The sequence below is a fragment of the Pseudomonas sp. NCCP-436 genome (genome assembly GCF_019656335.1).
GTDB lineage: Bacteria > Pseudomonadota > Gammaproteobacteria > Pseudomonadales > Pseudomonadaceae > Aquipseudomonas.
In genome coordinates, this window is sequence record NZ_BPLZ01000006.1 from 107,190 (window position 1) to 130,668 (window position 23,479).

24 protein-coding genes, 1 pseudogene and 1 riboswitch are annotated in these 23,479 nt (G+C 61.1%); of the genes and pseudogenes, 17 read left to right on the forward strand and 8 right to left on the reverse strand.

Features of this window, described 5'->3' with window-relative positions; translation table 11 throughout:
- Window positions 1-76 precede the first annotated feature (76 nt).
- Window positions 77-1,759, reverse strand: a complete 1,683-nt coding sequence (locus NCCP436_RS08730) for a fatty acid--CoA ligase (RefSeq protein WP_220803602.1) — start codon at window positions 1,757-1,759, stop codon at window positions 77-79.
- A gap of 191 nt (window positions 1,760-1,950) precedes the next feature.
- Between NCCP436_RS08730 and NCCP436_RS08735 the strand changes: the two genes are divergently transcribed.
- The 5 genes from NCCP436_RS08735 to NCCP436_RS08755 all read left to right on the forward strand — a co-directional run bounded on the left by NCCP436_RS08735 (window position 1,951) and on the right by NCCP436_RS08755 (window position 7,387).
- Window positions 1,951-3,126, forward strand: coding sequence for an acetyl-CoA C-acyltransferase (locus tag NCCP436_RS08735; protein ID WP_220803603.1), 1,176 nt, complete (start codon window positions 1,951-1,953; stop codon window positions 3,124-3,126).
- Window positions 3,127-3,552: 426 nt separating this feature from the next.
- A complete protein-coding gene (locus NCCP436_RS08740; protein WP_220803604.1) occupies window positions 3,553-4,296 on the forward strand; it encodes a hypothetical protein in 744 nt (247 codons plus the stop codon).
- Entirely contained in the window at window positions 4,293-4,718 is a 426-nt protein-coding gene (locus NCCP436_RS08745; protein WP_220803605.1) for an ester cyclase, read from the forward strand. The genes NCCP436_RS08740 and NCCP436_RS08745 overlap by 4 nt, the downstream gene beginning before the upstream one ends.
- A gap of 67 nt (window positions 4,719-4,785) precedes the next feature.
- Entirely contained in the window at window positions 4,786-5,445 is a 660-nt protein-coding gene (locus tag NCCP436_RS08750; protein ID WP_220803606.1) for an iron-containing redox enzyme family protein, read from the forward strand.
- Between the two features lie 103 nt (window positions 5,446-5,548).
- The gene (locus tag NCCP436_RS08755; protein WP_220803607.1) at window positions 5,549-7,387 is read left to right on the forward strand and encodes a long-chain-acyl-CoA synthetase; all 1,839 of its coding nucleotides are present in this window, start codon (window positions 5,549-5,551) and stop codon (window positions 7,385-7,387) included.
- A gap of 48 nt (window positions 7,388-7,435) precedes the next feature.
- Here the strand turns inward: NCCP436_RS08755 and NCCP436_RS08760 are convergent, their stop codons facing one another.
- On the reverse strand, window positions 7,436-8,065 hold the full coding sequence (locus tag NCCP436_RS08760; protein ID WP_220803608.1) for a LysE family translocator: 630 nt from the start codon (window positions 8,063-8,065) through the stop codon (window positions 7,436-7,438).
- A 79-nt stretch (window positions 8,066-8,144) separates the two neighbouring features.
- Here NCCP436_RS08760 and NCCP436_RS08765 point away from each other — a divergent pair, with 79 nt between their 5' ends.
- From NCCP436_RS08765 to NCCP436_RS17830, 6 genes and pseudogenes are all read left to right on the forward strand, one after another.
- Window positions 8,145-9,110 carry a 2-hydroxyacid dehydrogenase gene (locus NCCP436_RS08765; RefSeq protein ID WP_220803609.1) on the forward strand — a complete coding sequence of 322 codons (966 nt, stop codon included), beginning with the start codon at window positions 8,145-8,147 and terminating at the stop codon, window positions 9,108-9,110.
- 29 nt (window positions 9,111-9,139) lie between these two features.
- On the forward strand, window positions 9,140-10,138 hold the full coding sequence (locus NCCP436_RS08770) for a class I SAM-dependent methyltransferase (protein ID WP_220803610.1): 999 nt from the start codon (window positions 9,140-9,142) through the stop codon (window positions 10,136-10,138).
- Window positions 10,139-10,177: 39 nt separating this feature from the next.
- A riboswitch (yybP-ykoY riboswitch) is annotated at window positions 10,178-10,307 on the forward strand.
- A gap of 80 nt (window positions 10,308-10,387) precedes the next feature.
- Window positions 10,388-10,981: a TMEM165/GDT1 family protein gene (locus tag NCCP436_RS08775; RefSeq protein ID WP_220803704.1), complete on the forward strand. Its 594-nt coding sequence runs from the start codon at window positions 10,388-10,390 to the stop codon at window positions 10,979-10,981.
- Window positions 10,982-11,070: 89 nt separating this feature from the next.
- Window positions 11,071-11,514, forward strand: a complete 444-nt coding sequence (locus NCCP436_RS08780) for an ester cyclase (RefSeq protein ID WP_220803611.1) — start codon at window positions 11,071-11,073, stop codon at window positions 11,512-11,514.
- 1,245 nt (window positions 11,515-12,759) lie between these two features.
- A pseudogene (locus NCCP436_RS17825) lies at window positions 12,760-12,963 on the forward strand (HAMP domain-containing protein); the annotation flags it as partial.
- A 12-nt stretch (window positions 12,964-12,975) separates the two neighbouring features.
- Entirely contained in the window at window positions 12,976-13,818 is an 843-nt protein-coding gene (locus NCCP436_RS17830; RefSeq protein ID WP_375709480.1) for a methyl-accepting chemotaxis protein, read from the forward strand.
- A gap of 22 nt (window positions 13,819-13,840) precedes the next feature.
- On the opposite strand, the gene NCCP436_RS08790 is transcribed toward NCCP436_RS17830, so the two are convergent.
- A complete protein-coding gene (locus tag NCCP436_RS08790; RefSeq protein WP_220803613.1) occupies window positions 13,841-14,458 on the reverse strand; it encodes an SOS response-associated peptidase in 618 nt (205 codons plus the stop codon).
- A 27-nt stretch (window positions 14,459-14,485) separates the two neighbouring features.
- Entirely contained in the window at window positions 14,486-14,746 is a 261-nt protein-coding gene (locus tag NCCP436_RS08795; RefSeq protein WP_220803614.1) for a putative signal transducing protein, read from the reverse strand.
- Between the two features lie 127 nt (window positions 14,747-14,873).
- On the opposite strand from NCCP436_RS08795, the gene NCCP436_RS08800 reads away from it, so the two are divergent.
- On the forward strand, window positions 14,874-16,037 hold the full coding sequence (locus NCCP436_RS08800) for a 1-acyl-sn-glycerol-3-phosphate acyltransferase (protein ID WP_220803615.1): 1,164 nt from the start codon (window positions 14,874-14,876) through the stop codon (window positions 16,035-16,037).
- 39 nt (window positions 16,038-16,076) lie between these two features.
- Here NCCP436_RS08800 and NCCP436_RS08805 read toward each other — a convergent pair whose 3' ends face one another.
- Window positions 16,077-16,361, reverse strand: coding sequence for a hypothetical protein (locus NCCP436_RS08805; protein WP_220803616.1), 285 nt, complete (start codon window positions 16,359-16,361; stop codon window positions 16,077-16,079).
- A 273-nt stretch (window positions 16,362-16,634) separates the two neighbouring features.
- Here NCCP436_RS08805 and NCCP436_RS08810 point away from each other — a divergent pair, with 273 nt between their 5' ends.
- On the forward strand, window positions 16,635-16,841 hold the full coding sequence (locus tag NCCP436_RS08810) for a hypothetical protein (protein ID WP_220803617.1): 207 nt from the start codon (window positions 16,635-16,637) through the stop codon (window positions 16,839-16,841).
- Window positions 16,842-16,906: 65 nt separating this feature from the next.
- On the opposite strand, the gene NCCP436_RS08815 is transcribed toward NCCP436_RS08810, so the two are convergent.
- The gene (locus tag NCCP436_RS08815) at window positions 16,907-17,197 is read right to left on the reverse strand and encodes a PA4642 family protein (RefSeq protein ID WP_220803618.1); all 291 of its coding nucleotides are present in this window, start codon (window positions 17,195-17,197) and stop codon (window positions 16,907-16,909) included.
- Window positions 17,198-17,355: 158 nt separating this feature from the next.
- Between NCCP436_RS08815 and dauA the strand changes: the two genes are divergently transcribed.
- The gene (gene dauA / locus NCCP436_RS08820) at window positions 17,356-19,104 is read left to right on the forward strand and encodes a C4-dicarboxylic acid transporter DauA (RefSeq protein ID WP_220803619.1); all 1,749 of its coding nucleotides are present in this window, start codon (window positions 17,356-17,358) and stop codon (window positions 19,102-19,104) included.
- A gap of 6 nt (window positions 19,105-19,110) precedes the next feature.
- On the opposite strand, the gene NCCP436_RS08825 is transcribed toward dauA, so the two are convergent.
- Window positions 19,111-19,668, reverse strand: coding sequence for a hypoxanthine-guanine phosphoribosyltransferase (locus NCCP436_RS08825; RefSeq protein ID WP_220803620.1), 558 nt, complete (start codon window positions 19,666-19,668; stop codon window positions 19,111-19,113).
- Between the two features lie 238 nt (window positions 19,669-19,906).
- Between NCCP436_RS08825 and upp the strand changes: the two genes are divergently transcribed.
- Entirely contained in the window at window positions 19,907-20,545 is a 639-nt protein-coding gene (gene upp / locus NCCP436_RS08830; protein ID WP_220803621.1) for a uracil phosphoribosyltransferase, read from the forward strand.
- A gap of 2 nt (window positions 20,546-20,547) precedes the next feature.
- On the forward strand, window positions 20,548-21,819 hold the full coding sequence (locus NCCP436_RS08835) for a uracil-xanthine permease family protein (RefSeq protein ID WP_220803622.1): 1,272 nt from the start codon (window positions 20,548-20,550) through the stop codon (window positions 21,817-21,819).
- Window positions 21,820-21,854: 35 nt separating this feature from the next.
- On the opposite strand, the gene NCCP436_RS08840 is transcribed toward NCCP436_RS08835, so the two are convergent.
- On the reverse strand, window positions 21,855-22,868 hold the full coding sequence (locus NCCP436_RS08840; protein ID WP_220803623.1) for a DUF481 domain-containing protein: 1,014 nt from the start codon (window positions 22,866-22,868) through the stop codon (window positions 21,855-21,857).
- A 136-nt stretch (window positions 22,869-23,004) separates the two neighbouring features.
- On the opposite strand from NCCP436_RS08840, the gene NCCP436_RS08845 reads away from it, so the two are divergent.
- Window positions 23,005-23,367, forward strand: a complete 363-nt coding sequence (locus NCCP436_RS08845) for an MGMT family protein (protein ID WP_220803624.1) — start codon at window positions 23,005-23,007, stop codon at window positions 23,365-23,367.
- Window positions 23,368-23,479 lie beyond the last annotated feature (112 nt).

Genomic DNA, 23,479 nt, shown 5'->3' on the forward strand with positions numbered 1-23,479 from the left:
GACAGGAAACAGCAATTAGCAAGCCAAACGCTTGTTTGACTGATCAGTCACCCTCGCAACCCACCTATTGAGGTACTTACAGCGTAGAGAGAAAGGCACTGCCAGCCTCCTGCCACTGGGCGATTTCCACGCGGATACGCTTCTTGTCCAGCTTGCCAACACTGGTCTTGGGAATTTCAGTAACAAGCGCCACCTGTGAGGGAATCGCCCACTTGTTGATGTTTCCCTGCTCGACGAATGGCTTAAGGTGTTCCTTTAGTCCCTTGGCATCCAACGCCTGACCATCATGCAGCACCAGCAGGGCAAAGGGCCTTTCTCCCCACTGCGGATCGGCTACTCCCACCACTGCCACTTCGCGCACTGCAGGATGTCGACTGATCAGGTCTTCCAGCTCCAGGGAGGATATCCACTCGCCACCGGTCTTGATCACGTCCTTGATGCGATCACGAATCTCGATAAACCCCATGCCGTCGATAGTCGCTACATCGCCCGTATGCAACCAGCCATGGGCCCAGAGTTCCTCGCCCTCCTCCGCCTCGCGAAAGTAGCTCTGGGTCAGCCAGGGAGCACGCAACACGAGCTCGCCCTGGGACTCGCCATCATGCGGCTGTCGCCGGCCATCGGCATCCATGATTGCCGCCTCTACCAGAGGCACCGGGATACCGGCCTTGATGCGATAAGTGATTCGCTCGCCCTCGCTGCCAGCTCTCAGTTCCTCGTTAAGGTAGGCGCAGGAGATCAGCGGGCAGGTTTCGGACATGCCGTAGGCTGCGGTCAATTGAATGCCCTTCGCCAGTGCGGCCTCATACAACGCACGGTTCAACGCACTGCCACCGATGATCATCTTCAGTCCACCGAAGTTGTACCCCTGAGCCCCCGGGGCCGACAGCAGCATCTGCAGAATGGTCGGCACGCAGTGGGAGAAGCTGACCCTTTCCTCACGAATTAGCCGGCACAGCATGTCCGGTTCATAGCGCCCCGGGTAGACCTGCTTGATACCGAGCAAAGTAGCGACATAGGGCACCCCCCAGGCATGCACGTGAAACATCGGTGTGATCGGCATGTACACGTCGTCGCTGCCAAGCAGGCGGATGCTGTCCAGTGAGCTGAGCGTAGCGGCCATGGCTAGGGTATGCAGCACCAACTGGCGATGGGAAAAATACACTCCCTTGGGGTTGCCGGTGGTGCCGGTGGTATAGAAGGTGGTGGCCACCGAGTTCTCGTCGAAGTCGGCAAAGTCGTAGTGGGGGCTAGCAGCAGCGAGCAGGCTCTCATATTCACCCACCAGATTCGGCAGATTCGCGGTCTTTTCCTGGCCATCGGTCAGCAGCAAAGTCTTCTGTACTGTTTCAAGCTGCTGCTGGATGCCGTTATAAAGCGGCACAAAGTCGCTGTTGACCAGCACAAAACGGTCTTCAGCATGATTCATGGTGTAGAGAATCTGTTCCGGCGACAGGCGGATGTTGATGGTGTGCAGTACCGCACCGAGCATGGGAATGGCGAACATGCATTCCAGGTAGCGGTGGCTGTCCCAGTCCATCACCGCAACGGTATCGCCTGCCCGCACCCCCGCTTCACTGAGCACGTTGGCCAGCCGGGCGACCCGCTCGGTGAAGCTAGCGTAGCTGTAGCGCAGCTTGTCGCGGTAGACGATCTCACGGGTCTTCTCGTAACGACTCCCGGACAACAACAGACTCTTAATCAGAAGCGGATAGGTATGTGCATTGTCAGCGGGAGGGAGCAACCGGGTCTGCAGCATGAGAGTCACCTTAAAGCACGCGAGGAATAGTTATGCAGCGACTCTAGAGAGCTGCCTGGCGAGCGAAATCAGCCCAAAGAATGATTTCCACCGCGACCCTTTTGGCGCTTTCAGTCACAAGATAGAATCGATTCAAGCAGCCAGTACTGAAAACGGCTGTATCGAACTATCCTTTCGCTAGAGGTAACACCATGTCAGATATCGTTATCGTCAGCGGTGCCCGCACTCCCATGGGCGGATTCCAAGGCAGTCTGGCCAGCGTAGCGGCCGTCGAGCTGGGCGCCACCGCCATTCGCGAGGCAGTCAGGCGTGCCGGTATCGAGCCGAACGATGTACAGGAAGTGATCATGGGCTGCGTGCTGCCGGCTGGCCTCAAGCAGGGGCCGGCACGTCAGGCCGCGCTCAACGCAGGTCTGCCTCCTGCCACTGGCTGCACCACTATCAACAAACTGTGCGGTTCAGGCATGAAAGCGGTGATGATGGCTTTCGATTCGCTCAAGGCCGGCAGCAACCAGGTGATGATTGCCGGCGGCATGGAAAGCATGTCCAACACTCCCTATGTACTGGAAAAAGCCCGCAGCGGCCTGCGCATGGGCCATGGCGAGATCAAGGACCACATGTTCCTGGACGGTCTCGAAGACGCACGCAGCGGGCGCCTGATGGGCTCCTTTGCTCAGGAAACGGCCGACAAGTACGGCATCACCCGCGAAGAGATGGACGCCTATGCCATCGAATCGCTCAAGCGCGCCCAGGCTGCGATCAAGGACGGCTCGCTGGATGCCGAGATCGTTCCGGTAACCATCACTTCCCGCAAAGGCGAGGTAGTGGTCAAGGATGACGAGCAGCCCCTGACGGCCAGTCTGGACAAGATTTCCACCCTCAGGCCTGCCTTCAAGAAGGACGGCACCATTACCGCCGCCAACGCCAGCTCGATCTCCGACGGTGCCAGCGCCCTGCTGCTGATGACCGCCGAGGAAGCGACCAGGCGCGGCCTCAGGCCGCTGGCCAGGATCGTCGCCCACGCGACTCAGAGCCAGGAGCCGAGCGAATTCACCTTGGCGCCCATCGGTGCCATGAGCAACCTGCTGAAGAAGACCGGCTGGAACAAGGACGAGGTCGATCTGTTCGAGATCAACGAGGCCTTCGCCATGGTCACCATGCTGGCGATGCGCGAACACTCTCTGGATCACGCCAGGGTCAACGTGTTCGGCGGTGCCTGTGCTCAGGGCCACCCGGTCGGCTCGACCGGCTCGCGAATCATCCTCACCCTGATCAACGCCCTGCAGAAGAAGGGCGGCAAGCGCGGCATTGCCTCGCTGTGCATCGGCGGTGGCGAGGCCACCGCGGTAGCCATCGAACTGCTCTGAACAGCACCGGTGCGTCGCCACAGGCGGCGCATCGGCCTCAATACTCGCCCCGCACCAAGTGCTTGTTTTCCGGTGTACCGGACGCTGCGTTACAAACAGCAGCGACACCCTGACAAAAAATTACAACAACTTTCCCTCATACCCTTCTAGTCTTGCATTCGTATGTCGAGTGGAATGACATGCTTGCCCGCAATGAAACGCAGCATTCAACGTGCACAACAAGAACGGAAGCACATTGCCATGGATTGCATTAGCCGCCACATCGCAATTTCCCCTTTTCTGTCACGCCCCTGTTCCGGGACGTTCCTGCTGTTCCTGCGCAACAAAATTTAACGCACAAGTCGATATCAGATAACGCGATAAATACCTGCCAGCCCCCTTATTGGCAGGCATTCTCATGTGCTCCAAACAAAAGGACTTTGTTTGATGAACGACCATGCATCATCAGCCACTACCAAACCCCACCTCATCGCAGATCGTGAAAAACGCGAACAGGTCTATGCCTTTTTCGACAGACTGTTCCAGCAGCGCTACGGCACGAACCGGATTCGCGTCCGTCAACTGGTCAGCCGTGATGAACTGGCCGCACTGTCCAGCGCCCGCCTGCGCCTGTACGGACAACGCAAGAAATACTACGAGTCATTGTTCGGCAACACTTGCGCACTGGATGAAACCGATCGCCATTCCTATATCTTCGCCCTCTTCCATGACGAACAGATCATCGGCACCCAGCGCGTCACGCCCACCCCCCATGAAGCGGCGCGCCATATCCCCCGCGAACAACTGCTGGCATTTGCCGGCAGCGGCTACCCGCAGAACTGCGTCGAGTTCTCGCGCCTGATCATCGACAAGACCAGCCCGATCCGCAACGCGGTGGACGCGCTGGCCAGCACCGCCGGGGTGCTGGTGGCACTGAACACCCACTATTCGCACTACATCACCTACGTCAAGCCGCGCCTGCAAGAGCGTTTTACCCAGTTCGCCTTCGACCAGGGCGCGCTGCACTTCCGCATTCCGGAACGCGGCGAACATGCCTACGCGCTGTTCAAGGGCAACCTGCTCAGCGCCGTGATCGACTTTTTCAAGCTCGATTGTCAGCCCGAACAACTGACCAGCATCGATGTGCTCATGGAGCGCATCGCCCACTCCCAACTTGCCGAGGCCGTATGAACAGCATCTCCACCTTTCCGTCAGTCGTGGAACAGAACAAGAAAGTCGTCATCGAGTTCTACGAACGCATGTTCGGCGAACGCGATCTGAGTGTTGCCGACGAATTGATCAGCGAAGACTACGTACAGCACAACAATGTTTTCATTCCACCGCGCCGCGACGGCTTCAAGAAATATTTCACCCGCTATTTTAAGACTTTTCCGGACACCGGCACCCGGATAAAACGCGTATGCGGTGAAGGCGAATATGTCTTTCTCTATGCCGATCACTGGGCAGCCAACCGGCTCTATCGCGTCAACTACAAAGTCATTGACATCTATCGCGTAAGAAATGGTGTCCTCGTCGAGCACTGGGACACCATCGAAGGCATCGGCTTCTTTTCCAAGTTCATGTACCTGATCAAGTCGCTGCTGCGCCTGTAAGGAGTACCTCCCCCATAACACCCGCCACATCCATAACCAATTGGAAACTCAGTAAAGGGAATTAAGCATGACCAGTTTTCTTGATGAACTGAAAGAAGTCTGCGACCAGGAATGGACCAAGATAAAAGCCGGACGCTTTTACCGCATGGTGCAGACCTCGACACCGGAACTGCAACGCCAGCTCTACATCCGCGCCATGGTCGAGGTGTACCACTACACCAAGAACAACGCCATCAACCAAGCCGCCGCTACCTTCAACGAAGACCACAGGCGGATCGGTCTGCTGCGTTTTGCCATGAAGCACGCGCTGGAGGAGCTGGGCCACGAGAACATGGTGGTCAGCGACCTGGCCTCCATCGGGATTGACGACTCGGTCTTCGACAACCCGCCGCTACCCGCCACCGAAGCTCTCAACGGCTATCTCTACAGCCTGGCCATCCGCGGCGGGGTGATTCCGCGCCTTGGCTACAGCTTCTGGGCGGAAGACTCCTACGAGCACCTGGCCCCGCTGCTGGAGGTCTGCAAGAACCAGCTAAAACTGAGCGACAAGCAGCTGAGTTTCTTCATCGCCCACTCCGTGATCGACGCCAAGCATGCCGACGATGTCAACAAGGCCATCCAACGCTGGGTCGCCACGGAGCAGGATCGGCAGGCAGTGAAGCAGGTCGCCCGCACCACGCTCTATCTGACCGGACAGATTCTCGAATCTGTCGCCAACGAGTTCTGACCCCGTGCGCGCCCTGCCCGGACAGGGCGCGTCATTGCCCGCCCCCAACAACGGACGACGAACGCCAGAGCGGCGGACGTCCCCAGCAGTCGAGGAATCCGCCATGTGCCAGAACAACAACGAATTCATCAGCCTGGGCCAGGTGCTACACAAGACTCCGCAGATCCTCAGGAGCCTGCCGCGGATCATCAGAGGCCTGCGGCTTTCCAACAACTCGGCTCCCGGACAGCCCTGCGGACTTGGCCTGACCTTTGAACAGGCTGCGCAACGCAACCCCGACGGAGTCGCCGTGCTTTACGAGGATCGTCGCTACAGCTACCGGCAGTTCAACCAACGTGCCAACCAGATCGCCCACTACCTGGCGGCACGTGGCATCGGCAAGGGCGACGTGGTCGGCGTATTCCTGGAAAACCGTCCGGAACTGCTGGTGACGGTGCTGGCGCTGGCCAAGCTGGGAGCTATCAGCGCCATGCTCAACACCTCCCAGACGCAGAACGTGCTGCTGCACAGCATCAACCTGGTCAAACCCGTTGCCCTGGTGATAGGCGAGGAACTGCTGGCGGCCTTCGAGGAAGTACGCGGCAGCACCGAGGCGCTGAACAAGGGCCTCTACTACATCGCCGACCAGGATGCCTTCGCCGCTCCGGGTGATACGCCGGCAGGCTACCTGAACCTGCTGGACGAGACGCGCAGCGCCTCTGAACACAACCCAGCCACGACCCGGCAGATTCAGGGCAACGATCCCTGCTTCTACATCTACACCTCAGGCACCACCGGATTGCCCAAGGCTGGCATCGTCAAGCACGGTCGCTGGATGAAGATCTACGGCGGCTTCGGCATCATCGCCATGGACATGCAGCCCGATGACGTCATGTACTCCACCTTGCCGCTCTACCACGGCACCGGGCTCTGCGTCTGCTGGGGCTCGGCGATTGCCGGGGCATCCGGCTTCGCCATCCGCCGCAAGTTCAGCGCACGCAGCTTCTGGGACGATACCCGGGCCTTCAATGCCACGGTGATCGGCTACGTCGGCGAACTCTGCCGCTACCTGCTGGATCAGCCGGAACGGCCGGACGATCACTCCAACCCGGTGCGCAAGATGCTCGGCAACGGCCTGCGCCCGGGCGCCTGGGGCCCGTTCAAGGAACGCTTCGGCGTGGAGCACGTTTGCGAGTTCTATGCCGCCAGCGAAGGCAACATCGGCTTCAGCAACGTCCTGAACTTCGACAACACCATCGGCTTCTCACTGATGCCCTGGGCACTGGTCGAATACGATCGGGAAAGGGGTGAGCCGGTGCGCGACGCCAACGGCTTTCTGAAGAGGGTCGGCCGCGGCGAGCCCGGCCTGCTGCTGGCCAGGGTCGACGAGAAGACCCCGCTGGACGGCTACACGGATCCGGAGCAGACTCGCAAGGTGATCCTCGAGAACGTGTTCGAGCCGGGCGATCGCTACTTCAATACCGGCGACATGCTGCGCAGCATCGGCTTCGGCCACGCCCAGTTTGTCGACCGTTTGGGCGATACCTTTCGCTGGAAGGGCGAGAACGTCTCGACCACCGAGGTCGAGAACCTGCTGATCCAGCATCCGCGCATCGCCGAGGTGGTGGTCTACGGCGTGGACATCCCCAACACCAATGGCTGTGCGGGCATGGCCGCAATCACCCTGCAGGATCCCCACACCCCGGTGGACATGCAGGAGCTGCTCAGTTACGCCAGGCGCCAGTTGCCGCCCTACGCGGTACCGCTGTTCCTGCGCATCAAGCAGAGCATGGAGACCACCGGTACCTTCAAGTACCAGAAGAAAGCGCTGAAACAGGAAGCCTTCGACCCCCGCCAGGCTGGCGATGAACCGGTCTATGCCTGGCTGCCGGGCAGCGACCGCTATGTGCCGGTCAACGACGAGCTTTTCGACAGCATCATCCGCGGTCAGCACCGCTACTGAGGCCATGCTCCTGCGCGTACCACCGGCACGGCGGCGCAGGGGCGGCGCTCAGCGCATTTCACTGAGCGCCAGCTTGCCCCCGATACCAACCAGCACCACCCCCATCAACCGGTCGAACCAGTGCCCCATGCGGGCAAAACCGGCGCGCACGCGCTGCTGACTGAACAACCAGGCCACCAGGCAGAACCAGAACGCGGTCGCCAGCGCCAGGTAGAGGCCATAGCCGGCCTGCACCACAACCGGGGTATGCGGGTTGATCACCACGGTAAACAGCGACAGGAAGAACAGCGTCGCCTTGGGGTTTAGCCCATTGGTGATGAACCCTGTAACGAAGGCACCCCGACGGCTGCGCTCACCTGCCGCCAGATTCTGTTCGGCACTGGCAGGGTCGGAAGGACTCGCGCGCAGCGCCTTGATACCGATGTAAAGCAGGTAAGCGGCGGCCAGCCACTTCAGCGCGTTGAACAACACGATGGACTGCGACACGATCAGGCCGATCCCCAGCAGGGAATAGGTCACGTGCACCAGAATGCCAGTGCCGACACCAAAGGCCGTGAACAGACCGGCGCGGCGACCGTAGCCGACACTCTCACGCACGACGATGGCGAAGTCCGGCCCGGGGCTGGCCACGGCCAGCAGGTGAATCAGGGCAACGGTTAGAAACTCGGTCCAGTACATGGCGGCTCCGCATCGACGGTTAAGGTCTGTTAGGCTCGCCAATCTACTCTTGCGCCTCCTCTGCGAAAAGGTACAGCTGATGAGCAACAGCCCACGCGCCGTCTTCCTTGACCACGCCTCCCTCGACCTTGGTGACCTCGACATGCAACCGCTGCATCAGGCCTTCGCCGAGCTGACCCTGCACGCCCAGACGCGTCCGGATCAGGTCGCCGAACGCCTGCAAGGTGCTCAGGTCGCCATCAGCAACAAGGTGCCGCTGGACGCTGCAACCTTCGCCGCCTGTCCAGCGCTGAAACTGGTGCTGGTCACCGCCACCGGCACCAACAACATCGACCTCGCCGCCGCCCGTGCTCATGGAGTGACCGTCAGCAACTGCCAGGGCTACGGCACCCCGTCAGTGGCCCAGCACACCCTGATGCTGCTGCTGGCCCTGGCGACACGCCTGCCCGACTACCAACGCGACATTGCCGCCGGGCGCTGGCAGCAGGCCAGCCAGTTCTGCCTGCTCGACCATCCCATCATCGAACTCGAAGGCAAGACTCTCGGCCTGCTCGGCCATGGCGAACTCGGCAGCGCCGTAGCCCGCCTGGCCGAGGCCTTCGGCATGCACGTACTGCTCGGGCAACTGCCGGGCCGACCGCCACGCACCGGCCGCCTTACCCTGCACGAACTGCTGCCACAGGTCGATGCACTGACCCTGCACTGCCCGCTCACCGAGCAGACTCGCAATCTGATCGGCGCCACCGAACTGGCTCTGATGAAGCCGCAAGCACTACTGATCAACACTGCTCGGGGCGGTCTTGTTGACGAACAGGCACTGGCCGATGCGCTGCGCCGTGGCCATCTCGGCGGTGCCGCTACCGACGTTCTGACACAGGAACCGCCGAAGTCAGGCAACCCACTGCTGGCCGGCGATATCCCACGGCTGATCGTCACGCCGCACAATGCCTGGGGTAGTCGCGAGGCACGCCAGCGCATCGTCACCCAGACCGTGGAGAATGCCGCCGCATTCTTCTCCGGTGCGCCACTGCGAGTGGTCGGGTAAGCTGCGCAGCTTTTCCCGGGACACATACCATGGATCCGCGAAGCGAAGTTCTCTTGCGCCAGGCCGAACTCTTCAATGACGACCTGCTACTGGCCGGACTGCCGGCCGACGACCTGCTCGGAGCGTTGCCGCAAGCCCACGGCTGGAGCTGGCATGCCGGTGAGCAGGCGATGCTCGAGGCCCGCTTTCCCGGACGCAGCCATTTCGACACGCAGCGCCCGGCTGGCGACTACAGCGCAGCCGTGCTGTTTCTGCCGAAATCACGCGAGCTGGGTGAATACCTGTTGCAGAGCCTGGCGGCGGGCCTGCAGGGTGGCGAACTCTACCTGGTCGGTGAAAAGCGCGGCGGCATCGAGCGAGCGGCCAAGCAGCTGAACATCTACGGCAAACCGCGCAAGCTGGACAGCGCTCGGCATTGTCAACTATGGGCAGTGCATGTCGAACAGGCACCCGCTCAGCCGGATCTGCAGGCTCTTGCGCAGTGTTACGAACTTCCCCTGAGTGACGGCAACCTTGAGATCGTCACCTTGCCCGGCGTTTTCGCCCATGGCCGGCTGGATCGCGGCAGTGCTCTGCTACTCGAACACCTGCAGGATCTGCCCTCAGGTCATCTGCTGGACTTCGGCTGTGGCGCCGGCGTAATCGGCGCCGCACTGAAACGGCGTTACCCGGACAGCCATGTGAGTCTGCTTGATGTGGATGCCTTCGCTCTGGAAAGCAGCCGGCAGACCCTGATCCGCAACGGTCTGGAGGCTGAACTGATCGCCGGCATCGGTATCGAATCAGCACCGCAGAAACTCAGCGCCATAGTCAGCAACCCGCCCTTCCATCAGGGCGTACATACCCACTATCAGGCCAGCGAAGACCTGTTGCTGCGGGCGACTCAACATCTGCAGCCCGGCGGCGAGCTGCGCATCGTCGCCAACAGCTTCCTCAGGTATCCGCCACTGATCGAACAGCATCTTGGCCCCTGCCGCACACTGGCCGAAGCCGACGGTTTTCGCATCTATTCGGCATACCGGCGCTAAGCAACGGGCTTGCCCTGCCGCCGGACCTTGGGCACAATGGCGCCCGTCCTAGGGGAGTAGTCTCCCGCGAGCGCCAGCTCGCCCGGCATGCGTCAACACACTTGCTCCGCAGAGCATGGCGCATGCGACCCAAGGCCCACGTAGAGGCCTGCGGTTTGACAAGACCTATGACACGAACGACCTCACCCGGGGCGGGAAGGTCGTTCGTGTCATAAGCCGTGTCGACCCGCCCCTTTAGGAAGCCTGATGCTGGAATCCCTCTTCATTCCGACCCTGATCGTTGCCCTCGCGGAAATCGGCGACAAGACCCAGTTACTTGCCCTGCTGCTGGCTGCACGTTTTCGCCGCCCCTGGCCGATTATCTGGGGTATCGTCGTCGCCACTCTGGCCAATCACTTCGCTGCAGGCGCCATCGGCAACTGGGTAGCCGGCTTCTTCTCGCCTGCCACACTGAGCTGGATTCTTGCCGCCAGCTTTATCGCGGTTGCCATCTGGACACTGGTGCCCGACAAGCTGGATGACGACGAAACCTCAGGGCTGAAGAAATATGGCCCCTTCCTTACCACGCTGATCGCCTTCTTCCTGGCCGAGATGGGCGACAAGACTCAGGTCGCCACAGTCATGCTGGCAGCGCAATACCCGCACTTCGTGCTGGTGGTAATTGGCACCACTCTGGGCATGCTGCTGGCCAACGTGCCGGTGGTGCTGGCCGGCAACTTCGCTGCCGAGCGCCTGCCTCTGACGCTGATTCGTCGCCTGGCCGCAGCAGCCTTTGCCGCCTTGGCCCTCTACGCTGCCTATCAGGCACTGAACCTGGGCGCACTGGCCCCAGCAGCCGGATAACCGGCAGTTCGGCCAATCCTGCGCCCCAGCCGCCTGCGGTAAAAGTAGGCGGCAGCCCATAGGGAATGGACTCGCGCCAGGAGGATCCAATGCCATTGGAAGAACGCAAAAAGGTAGTACGCCAGCATGTGGAGCTGACCTGGAATCGGGGTCGCCTGGCACTGGCTGAACAACTGCACAGCCGCGATTTTGTCTACAAAAGCTCTTTCGTCGGTCAGCCCCTGAACAGTGCCGGTTTTATGCGGACGCTGCAGGAAATCCGCGAGGCCATGCCGGATCTGCAGGTGATAGTGGAAGAATGTATCGCCGAAGGCTACAAGGTGGTGACCTGGAGCACCCTGATCGGCACCCTGGAGAAGCCCGCACTGGGCTACACACCCAGCGATAAGATCCTGACCATCTCCGCCATGGCCTTCTGGACGCTGACGCCCAGCAACGAGATCCAGGAAATTTGCACCATGTTCGACATGGAAAGTTTCCGTTCGCAGTTGGGTTTGGATACCCGCCCCTTCTCCGAGAAGGCTCTGCCTTGATCCTTCATCAACGGCAGCCTTCCTGCGCACCGAAGCAGTCAAGATCAAACCTGCCGATGGAATAATTCAAAAACGCCATCATCTGAGCCAATTGCGCCTTTGGGCTCAAGTTCCACCACCTTATGGCCGTTAACCACAGGAGTTTTCAACGAGCCGGGGGCTCCCATGAAGTTCAGGTCGATCCAGTTTTCCATCGCCGTACTGGCCGGAGCCAGCATCCTTACGGTCGTCATCGCCCTGGTGCTTTACGCGCTGTTTGCCAGTTCGCGCACCCAACAGGTGGTCAACGAGCGCACCGAGTACCTGTTGCAGCAGGTTATCGAAAAACGTCTGGTTGCACTGGCCGAAGCCGAAGTCGGCAAGCTGCAACGCCAGTTCGAGATTCCCATGACTCTGGCCAAGTCGGTCGCCAGCCTGAATAGCCAGATGGCTCGGCGCGCCGATGGCACTGCAACGCTGTCCGTGAGCCGCGAAGAGTTGTCCGCCCTTCTGGTTCGTTACCTGCGCGACAACCCGGCTTTGCTGGATTTCTTCATCGGCTGGGAAGCCAACGTCTTCGATCAGGATGACCAGCGCTACGCCGGCCGCGAAGCCGAGGGCTATGACCACACCGGCCGCTTCATGCCCTGGTGGTACCGCGAGGGTAACGACTTCAAGGTACTGCCACTAACTGCCGAGCAGATGGAAAGCGAAAAACGGCTGCCCACCGGCATCCGCGAGGGCGAGTACTACCTGTGCCCGAAAAACACCCTGCGTCCCTGCGTTATCGACCCGGCTGCCTATGATTACGGTGGCCGGCAGATTCTGGTTTCCTCTTTCAACGCCCCTATCGTGGTGGAGGGCAGGTTCCTCGGCTCCGTCGGCAACGACCTGGCTCTGGACTTCATTCAGGAGCTGCTGCAATCGGTCAAGGGCGATCTCTACGACGGTGCCGGCGAACTGGCCCTGATCGCCGCCAACGGCAGCCTGATTGCCGCCACCCAGGATGCCTCGCTGATTAGCCAGCCAGCCTCGCAAGCACTATCGAGTGAACTGTTGAATCTGCTTCAGGGGCTCACCGGCAATACGCCTATCGTGCATCACAACCAGTCCCAGCAATCATTTGAGCTGCTGTTCCCCTTCGAAGTAGCCGGTACCGCCACCCGCTGGACACTGGCCATCACCCTGCCCACCGCCGTGGTATTTGCCGAACTCCAGCAACTGCAGGCAGGCCTGGCCGAGCAGGCGCGCAACGATGCCATCGGCATGACCCTGGTGGGCCTGCTGATCGCCGCTCTTGGCCTGCTGGTGGTGTGGTTCGTCGGCTACGGCATCGCTCGTCCGATGCGCCAGATGGTCGGCATGCTCGAAGATATCGCCAAAGGCGAAGGCGATCTCACTGTTCGTCTGGAGGTGGATCGTGCCGACGAGCTGGGCCAGATCGCTCGCGGCTTCAATGCCTTCCTGAGCAAACTGCAGGCCATGATCGCCGCAGTGGTGACTTCGGTGCAGCAGGTCAGCGACTCGTCCGAACATACTGCCGATATCGCCATCCGCACCAACCAGGGCGTACAGCGACAACTGGCAGAAATCGAGTTGGTGGCCACCGCCGTACATGAGATGACGGCAACCGCTCAGGATGTCGCGCGCAACGCCACCCATGCTGCCGAGGCAGCCAACCATGCCGACCAGGCGGCCAACCATGGCAAGCAGGTGGTTCAGCAAACCTCGGCCGCGATCACCGTACTGGCCGGCGAGATCACCCGAGCAGTGGCTGTGGTGCAGAACCTGGCCAAAGACAGCGAGAACATCAACGCCATCCTAGTCACCATCCGCAGCATCGCCGAACAGACCAACCTGCTGGCGCTCAACGCCGCCATTGAGGCCGCCCGTGCCGGCGAACAGGGCCGCGGCTTCGCCGTGGTGGCCGACGAGGTGCGTAATCTGGCGCAGAAAACTCAGCAGGCCACCGAAGAAATCCAGAGCATGATCGAACAGCTCCAGCAGGGCACCCGCGAGGTGGTCAAGGTGATGGAGCAGAGCCAGCAAAAGACCGACGACAGCGTCGCGCATGCCAGCCAGGCCGCCGACTCGCTGGAGTCCATCACACAGGCGGTGTCGGTGATCAACGACATGAATACCCAGATCGCCAGTGCCGCCGAGGAGCAAAGCGCAGTAGCCGAGGACATCAACCGCAACGTCACCAATATCGGTCAGGTCGCTAACGAGGTAGCCGGCGGTGCCGATGAGGCCAGTCAGGCCAGCGCTCAGTTGACCAGCCTGGCCGAGCAGCAGCGGCGCCTGATCAATCAGTTCAGGGTGTAGCACAAGCCGTGCAGATCCCGGCTCAGGCCGGGGTCAGGCACTCCGGCGCATCGAGCTGCGGATCATTGACCAGTGTCGCCAGCGCACGCTCGCGCAGCGCCACAGGCGGCTTGCCGAGCAGTGCTAGCAGCGTTTCTCGCGGAGTGTTCGCGTCCAGCCAGAGCGCCTGCTCGTCAGCATCGAGGATAAGCGGGCGGCGCAGCGAGGCTGCGGCCTGAGTGACCAGCGCGACGCTCAGGTAATTGTGCTCGGCCACAGGATAGACCTCCCACAGCGCGGCGAAGTACATCAGCGATTCGCCGCTGCTCATCCAGTAGGGGCGCTTGCGGGCCGAGCCGCGCCACTCATAGAAGCCATTGGCCGGAAGCAGCGCACGACGCAGGCGGAACGGTTCACGGAACATTGGCTGCTCGGCAAGGGTTTCCGCCCGGGCATGGGCCGGAGTTTTCGACAGATCCTGCAGCCAGATCGGAGTCAGCCCCCAGCGAGCCTGAGCCAGTTCAGGCCCCTGAGCACCAGCTCGCAACATCAATACCGGATCGCCGGGTGCCAGATTCCAGCGCGGCTGCTGGCCAGCCGGAAAACCTGACAAAGCCGCAAAGGCAGGCGACCAGCGGAACAAGGCATAACGTCCACACATGAAACGACTCGGCAGGCAACGGGCGTCTCAGCACAACAGCACGCCCAGGTAGGATTCCGGCTCGTCACCGGTCACAGGTTGTGCTGCATTGTAACCGGCTATCAGTTGTCGCGCCCGCTTGGCATCGGCGTCGCATACCAGCAACCCGAGCAGGCCTCCAGCCGGCAACTCTCCGACTGCGCCGAGCAAATGCTGCCCCAGCAGATGTGCTTCAATGCCTTCGCTGGCCAGCATGTCGACCAGCAGCTGGCCTTCCAGCAGGTTTTCCGGCTCATAAATTCGCTGCATCGAGACCCTCCACCACGGTCCAGGACGGGCGACCTCGCGGTTCGGCTGTGACTTGGCGTTATAATCGCCGGTCTACTGCTGAACCGCTTACACGACTTCAACCATAGCCGTTCTAGAACAAGAGAGCATGATGGGCGCATTCGATGCCATCCGACCCTATGCCGATGCCGAGGTACGCCCCGTACTGGCACGCCTGATCGCCGATCCGGCATTTCTCGACACCCTTACCCGCTTCCGCTTCCCGCGCCTGGCCGGACCTCTGGGCTGGCTGCTGAAACCGCTGGTCGCCAACCGGCTGCGCCATGAACTGAAGGACATCGACTCGGTGGCTGCGTTGCAGGATCGGATCGAGCCCTACGTCGACCGCAGCATTGAGCGGGCCACGGACGGCATAACCTATTCAGGGCTGGAACACCTGCAGGCCGGCAAGCCTTACCTGTACCTGGCCAATCACCGTGACATCGTCATGGATCCGGCCTTCGTCAATTACGCCGTTTACCATGCCGGATTGCAGACCCCACGCATCGCCATCGGCGACAACCTGTTGCAACGACCTTTCGTCAGCGACCTGATGCGCCTGAACAAGAGCTTCATCGTCCATCGCTCGATCAGCGGTCGGCGCGAGAAGCTGGCGGCTTACCAGTTACTGTCGGCCTATATCAACCATTCGATCCGGGTTGACGGTGAATCGGTGTGGATCGCTCAGGCCGAGGGACGCGCCAAGGACGGTGACGATCGCACCGATTCAGCCATCCTCAAGATGTTCCACATGAGCCGTAAGGATGAGCCGTTCGCCGAGGTGATCGACTCGCTGAACCTGATCCCGGTGTCAATCAGCTACGAATACGACCCCTGCGACCAGGCAAAGGCCCGCGAGCTGCACATTCGCGCCAGCACCGGCAGCTATACCAAGGCGCCAGGCGAGGACGACGCCAGCATTGCCCTGGGCATCACCGGCTACAAGGGGCGGGTGCACATTCACTTCGGCCAGCCGGTGGCCGGCATGGAGGATACCAAGCAGTTGGCGCAGGAGCTGGATCGACACATCCTCGGCCAATACCGGCTGTTCCCGGTGCACTACCTGGCCTATGCCATGTGGGAAAGCCGCGAAGCCGAACTGGATGTGCCGCCAGCCAGTGAGCTGTTCGGTACTGCCGAACTAGCCAAGGCCGAAGTCGAGTGGAAACGCCGGCTGGCTGGCTGCAGCACCGAGGAAAGACCGTACCTGATCCTGCAGTACGCCAATCCGGTGCGCAATCAGTACCGAATCAAGGCAGGTCTGCCTCTTTAACGACTGCCCGGCCGCCCCGGCGGCCGACAGCGCCAGCCTTTATAAATGAGTGCTGCCCCAGGACAGGATCAGCGCCATGCCCAGGCAGCAGCCACCGAAACGATAGAAGAATCGGTTGATGCGCTGGGCACGTTCATCCGCCCCACTCTCCTCACCGAGTTCCTCCAGTTGCCCCTGAGCCAGCACGCGCGCCTGCCCTCGCTGCTCACGTAGGCGCGTCATCAGCCAGAGCCAGGCGCCCGCCAGGGCAAAAAACAGTGCCAGCGCGTTCAGCGCACCTGCCGGACGGACGACAACCAGCGACCACAACACCTGCAGCGACATGCAGCACCTCGGAATCAGCATGGCGCAGCAAGAGCGAAACCGCACCAAAATGGGGAACCTGGTCGGAAACACAAGGCTTTCGACTCGCAAAAAATCGCCGCGCAGTGTACTGAATTCCCGCTTTTATGCGGTTCGTTTCCGACGAACGCGAGTGACTATCTCCAATTCGTATGAGAACCGCCAGGAGCCTGGCCCGAGCCTTGAATCTACCGAGCTGACCGGACAGTAGAGACTGTCACGGGAGCCCCATCTCCTGTCCTCGGAGGACTTGTCATGCTCAACCCTCAACCGCTGGATCGCAAATACCCGATCGACTCACTGGATGAAGTGGACGCAGTGGTCAATGAGCTCTCCTTCAACGTTCAGGATCAGCACTGGCTGGTGTACTGCTGCCTGGGTGGACACGAACAGCATGATCAGCCGCACATCGACAACCGCACTGGCCTGAGCCTGCCGGAGTTCTACGACGAGGCAGCCTGACCCGGCCACAAAACAAAACGCCCCGGCTCAGCCGGGGCGCCTGCCTACAGCCGGATTGATCCGGATCAACCCCGGACTGCGCGAATGATGTCAATATAGGGCGCGGCGTTGCGCTGATCCTCGATCAGGGCAACGAAATCGTTGCCCTTGGCATCTACCGCAGACAGGTCATAACCTGCCTCGATAAAGAAGCCGACGAAACGCTCGAAATCATCGACCCGCAGCCCACGGTAGGCCTTGATCAGCTTGTGCAGCGAGGGCGGCGTGGTCTCATCGGCCGGTTCAAAAGTGAGAAACACCTTGATCGCGTCATCACTGATTTCTTCCCCGATGACCTGCTTCTTGTCTTTACGCATCGCCCGCTCCAACCAAATATTACAGAGGGTCGGCAGTTTAGCGCTGACACCTGCCTGGCTCAACGCGCTGCGCGCTGGTCTGCATTCGCCGACAGGCTGATACAGACGCGCTACGATCTCTCTTGCCTGTAACACCCCCTCGTCTCCCGGGAGAGTCCATGTCCTCAAGACCGTTACCGCTGTTCGTTGCCTGGCGCCAGGCACTACGTGCCGGCTATTCGTGGAAGGCTCTACGTGGCGATCTCGGTGCCGGCCTCACAGTCGGCATCATTGCCATTCCACTGGCCATGGCGCTGGCAATCGCCGTCGGAGCTGCGCCACAACACGGCCTCTACACCGTACTGATTGCAGCGCCACTGATTGCTCTGTGCGGCGGCTCACGCTTCAACATTTCCGGCCCCACCGCCGCCTTCGTGGTGATCCTGCTGCCGATCACCCAGCAGCACGGCCTTGGCGGTCTGCTGCTATGCACCATGATGGCGGGCGGCATCCTGATCAGCCTAGGACTCCTGCGCGCCGGCCGTCTGATCGAATTCGTCCCCTACCCGGTCACTCTGGGCTTTACCGCCGGTATCGGCATCGTCATCGCTACCCTGCAGATCAAGGATCTGCTCGGTCTGGAGCTGTCCACCACGCCCGAACACTTTGTTGACAAGCTGGTACTGCTTTCCGAGGCTCTGCCTGGCGTACAGGCCGGTGACACCATGGTCGGTCTCTGTACCCTGGCCATTCTGCTGATTGCTCCACGTCGCCTACCGCGTCTGCCGGCACCGCTGCTGGCCCTAGCCATCGGCGCTGTACTGGCTCTGGGTCTGGAAAACCTGGGTCTGCCGGTGGCCACCCTCGGAGAACGCTTCAGCTACGTGCTCGATGGTCTCAAGCACCCGGGCATCCCGCCGATGCTGCCAACCCCGGCGCTGCCCTGGACTCTACCAGGCCCGAACGGCGAGCCGCTCCGTTTGTCGTTCGAACTGTTCCGCCAACTACTGGCGCCGGCTTTCGCCATCGCCATGCTCGGCGCCATCGAGTCGCTGCTCTGCGCGGTAGTGGCCGATGGCATGACCGGCAGTAAGCACGATCCGAATGCCGAGCTGGTCGGCCAGGGAATCGGCAACCTGGTAGCCCCCTTCTTCGGCGGTATCACCGCCACCGCCGCCATCGCCCGTACCGCTGCCAACGTACGGGCCGGAGCCTTTTCCCCACTGGCGGCGATCATTCACTCCGGCGTCGTGCTGGCCGCAGTACTGTTGCTGGCACCGCTGTTCAGCTATCTGCCGATGGCCGCACTGGCTGCATTGCTGCTGATGGTGGCCTGGAACATGAGCGAGGCCCGGCATATCGTCCATACCCTGCGCATTGCCCCACGGGGCGACGTACTGGTGCTGCTCACCTGCCTGGTACTGACAGTGCTGTTCGATATGGTGCTGGCTGTGGCCGTCGGCCTGTTGCTGGCTGCCGGCTTGTTCATCAAACGCATGAGCGAGTTGACTGACACCGCCGCGCCGAATCGCCGCCAACTCGAAATCCTGCAGGATCTGCCGGAACAAGTGATGGTCTATGTGATCCGCGGGCCTTTGTTCTTCGGCGCCGCCGAGAAGGCACTGAGCACTCTGCGACGTTTAAACCCCGAGGTACGGGTGATGATCGTCGACATCAGCGCCGTCCCTCTGCTGGACATGACCGCCATCGCCGCACTGGAGAGCCTGCTGAGCGAATACCGTCGCCAGGGCGTAGCGCTGATCCTCTGTGGCCCCAGCGCTCAGGTGCGGCTAAAGCTGCGCCGTGCCGGCATCCATCGCAAGGCTAGCCAGCTCGCCTACGTTCACGATCTGCCGCAGGCGCGGGAGAAGGCCCTGCGCTGGCTGCGTGCCGAGGAGACAGGACAGACAGCGCCGACCTCCTCCTAGGCTTTGCTACAGGCCCTTGACCGCGTAGATACCGGCAGCGTTGCGCCAGTAGCCCTTGTAGTCCATGCCGTAGCCGAAGATATAACGATCGACGCAGCGCAGGCCGACATAATCGGCCTTCAGCTGCGGATGCGCCTTGCGCTGGTGATCCTTGTCGATCAGCACAGCCGTATGCACTGCACGGGCGCCGGCATGCCGGCAGAAGTCGATGATTGCACTCAGGGTGTGCCCTTCATCGAGAATGTCATCGATGATCAGCACGTCGCGGTCGATGAAGGATATTTCCGGCTTGGCCTTCCAGAACAGCTCACCACCACTGGTTTCGTTGCGGTAGCGGGTGGCGTGGAGGTATGACGCCTCCAGCGGAAAGTCCAGCTTCGTCAACAACTTGCCGGAAAAGATCAGGCCGCCGTTCATGACGCAAAATACCACCGGATTGCGCTCGGCCAGATCTGCGCTGATACGCCTGGCTACCTGGTCGATGGCTGCTTCGACTTCGGCTTCGGTGTATAGACAATCGGCCTCCGCCATGACTTGGCGAATGTGCTCGAGATCGGCGGGCATGATGATTTCCCTCTTGTTGGGAGCGGTGTCTGGGAGGATCGGCCACTAAAAAGCTGATCATCTCGTCAGGTAAAAGCCGGCAAAGGTACAGTTCCGCATCGAACTTGCCAAGCGTTGGCGAAACCGTCTTGTCAGACCGATTCATCCGCAGTGATGACCGATTAGTCACTCACCACTTGCCGCCGGCAATGCTTTACTCTAACGCGATTTTTACCAGACCCGTTGGAGACCCCAGCCTATGCCCGTCCGCGAGATCCGCCACCCGCTGATCCGTCATAAGATCGGCCTGATGCGCCGTGCCGACATCAGCACCAAGAACTTCCGTGAACTGGCCCAGGAAGTGGGCGCACTGCTGACCTACGAAGCAACCCAGGATCTACCGCTGGAGAACTACCAGCTCGATGGCTGGGCCGGTCCGGTGCAGGTGGAGAAGATCGCCGGCAAGAAGATCACCGTGGTGCCGATCCTGCGCGCCGGCATCGGCATGCTCGACGGCGTGCTCAGCCTGATCCCCAGCGCAAAGGTCAGCGCCGTGGGCATCGCCCGTAACGAGGAGACCCTGCAGGCTCACACCTATCTGGAAAAGCTGGCCCCGGAAATCGATGAGCGCCTGGCCCTGATCGTCGATCCGATGCTAGCCACCGGCGGCTCCATGGTCGCCACCATCGACCTGCTGAAGAAGGCCGGCTGCAAGGAAATTCGCGCCATGGTCCTGGTCGCCGCTCCAGAAGGCATCAAAAAGGTCGCGGACGCCCACCCGGACGTGCTCATCTACACCGCCTCGGTCGACCAGTGCCTCAACGAGCACGGCTATATCATCCCCGGGCTCGGTGATGCCGGCGACAAGATATTCGGAACCAAGCAGAAGGACGCCTGAACATGAGCCAGCAGGAATTCAACGATCCGCTTTGGCGCCAGGGACTGTCCGGCGCTCAGATGCTCTTCGTCGCCTTCGGCGCACTGGTGCTGATGCCGCTGATCACCGGTATGGATCCCAACGTGGCACTGTTCACCGCCGGTATCGGTACCCTGCTGTTTCAGCTTGCCACAGGGCGTCAGGTACCGGTGTTCCTGGCCTCCTCGTTCGCCTTTATCGCGCCGATTCTGGTAGCCAAGGAACAGTTTGGCCTACCGGCAGTGCTTGGCGGCATCATCGCCTCGGGACTGGTCTACGTACTGCTGTCGGCAGCTGTCAAAGTAAAAGGCCCAAGTTTTATCGACCGTTTGCTGCCTCCCGTGGTGATCGCCCCGGTAATCATCTCTATCGGTCTGGCGCTGTCGCCAGTGGCGGTGAACATGGCCATGGGCAAGGCCGGCGATGGCAGCGTGCAACTGGTGCCCTATGGTACAGCGATGATGATCTCCATGCCGGCACTGATCACCACCCTGCTGGTCGCCGTGCTCGGCCGTGGCATCTTCCGACTGGTACCCATCATCGCCGGTATCGTCGTTGGCTGCGTACTGGCCGGTCTGCTAGGTGTGATCGACACCACCGCCATAGCCAACGCGCCCTGGCTGGCACTGCCGGCGTTCGTTGCCCCAGAGCTGCACTGGGGAGCAATCCTCTATATGGTACCGGTAGCTCTGGCGCCGGCCATTGAGCACGTCGGCGGCATCGTCGCCATCGGCGGGGTCACCGGCAAGAACTTCGTCAAAAAGCCGGGACTGCACCGCACCCTGCTGGGTGACGGACTGGCCACCTCCGCGGCTGGAATGTTCGGCGGCCCGCCCAACACCACCTACGCGGAAGTGACCGGCGCGGTGATGCTGACCAAGAGCTACAACCCGAAGATCATGACCTGGGCAGCCCTGTTCGCCATCGCCCTGGCCTTCATCGCCAAGTTCGGTGTTGCACTGCAGAGCATTCCGGTTCCGGTAATGGGCGGCATTCTCTGTCTGCTGTTCGGCTCCATTGCCGTGGTCGGCCTGAACACGCTGATTCGCCATCAGGTGGATCTGTCCGAGGCGCGCAACCTGATTATCGTCTCGGTCACCCTGGTATTCGGTATCGGCGGCATGGTGATCGGCAGCGAAGAGTTCGCGCTCTCCGGTATTTCCCTGTGCGCCATCGTCGCCCTGCTGCTCAACCTGCTACTGCCGGGCGGGACCGGCTGGCGGAACAAGGCGCTGGAAGACTCGCAGGACTCCTGAGCGCCCTGCCGCCCCGGCTTCCCGGGGCGGCTCTTCTACCAGCCCACGCCGAAGCCCAGGGTATAGCGGGTCTCATCGAGATCCCCCTCGGCACCGCTAACCATATCCTTCTCTGCCTTCATATTCAGCGACGCCCAGTCGGTGACCTTGTAGCGCAGCCCCACCTCGGCATCCAGGCTGTAGTCGGCCACATTTCCGAGCGGTCGGCCAAGTTCCCCGACACTGAACAGCTCGATACTCTTGCCGACCAGGTAGCGGTTGTAGTCCCACTTGAGGCTCAGCGCGTAGAAACGATCCTGCCTGCCGTTGTCGTAGCGGTAGTCGCTGCGGTTTATCAGCGTTGCCACGGACAGCGCCCCCAGTTCGTCGTCCCAGAACTGGTAGCCAGGACCACTACCAAGGGTGCGCTGACGCTCCACTTCCTCAATGCGGTCGCGCTTGTATTCGAAACGCCCCTGCCAGAACCACTGCTCGGTAATGAAGCGATCCAGCGCGTATTCCGCACTCCAATTGTCGGTACTGACCACGTCGTTTTTCAGTTCGCGGTTGTACTCTGCCGTTGCATTGTGTCGCCAGAGGCCATGACGCGCCTGAGTCTTGAGGCTAATGTCATAGTCGTCGGAGTCGCGCTCACCGCGCTTGTAGTCAACCCCCAGGTCAATGTTGCCCTTCCAGGTAAAGTCCTCCACCAGTGGCTTGGGCTTCATTATCTGCTCGATCTTCGTCAGTTCTATAGTTTGCGGTGCTTCACCATTGGCCAGGGTCACGCGGCCAGTGTCTGCGGCCAGCAGCGCGCGGGCACGTTTGCCCTCGACCGGCCCGAGCTTGACCAGCAGCTCGTGCTCACTTTGCAGCGTAGCAATCTTCTTCCAGTCCAGCGCGATGGCACCGCCATAGTCGGTTTGCAGCAGCAGCTTGCTGCCATCGAAAAAGCGAATGGTGCCGGTCAAACGGTCGCCATTGGTCAGCCAGACGGTATCGGCGTAAGAAACGGTGCTAGCCAGCACGAGGCTCAGGCCAAACAGGGGCAAGGATAAGGAACGCGACATGGACGTGAGAGTCAGGTTGAGAGTCAATGGAAAAGCCAGGCATTATCGAGCAGCCGGCTCAAGAACAACAGGTGACCGGCATACGCCGGCAGAGTTCCGACCTCCGGCTGTATCGCCCAGCAGGAACATCAACCTCATGCCTACCTCGGATTTTGCCTGGCCGACCTCCTCAACGGAGAGCGCAGAAGCTCGCCGCGAGGCGCTGTTTCTGGTTCTGGCGCAGGTTCCCTCGGGGCGGGTGGTCAGCTACGGCGAGCTGGCACGCATGGCCGGACTGGGACGTGCGGCACGCTGGGTCGGACGCACTCTGAGCCAGTTGCCGGAAGGCTCGCGCTTGCCCTGGCACCGGGTCATCGCCGCCGATGGCCGCCTGAGCCTGGCACCCGGTACACCTTCCGGCACCGAGCAGCGTGCTCGCCTGCGCGCCGAAGGTGTCAGTATCCTGAACGACCGCGTGGATATGCGCCGACACGGCTGGAAACCGACGGAGCAAAACTAGAGACTGTGCCATTTCAGCTTGCGAGAAGATGCACTGCCTGCCTTGCTGCAGAACGTGCCAAGAACATCTTACAACCGGCATTACGCACCTGACCGGGCATCATCTGACGCAG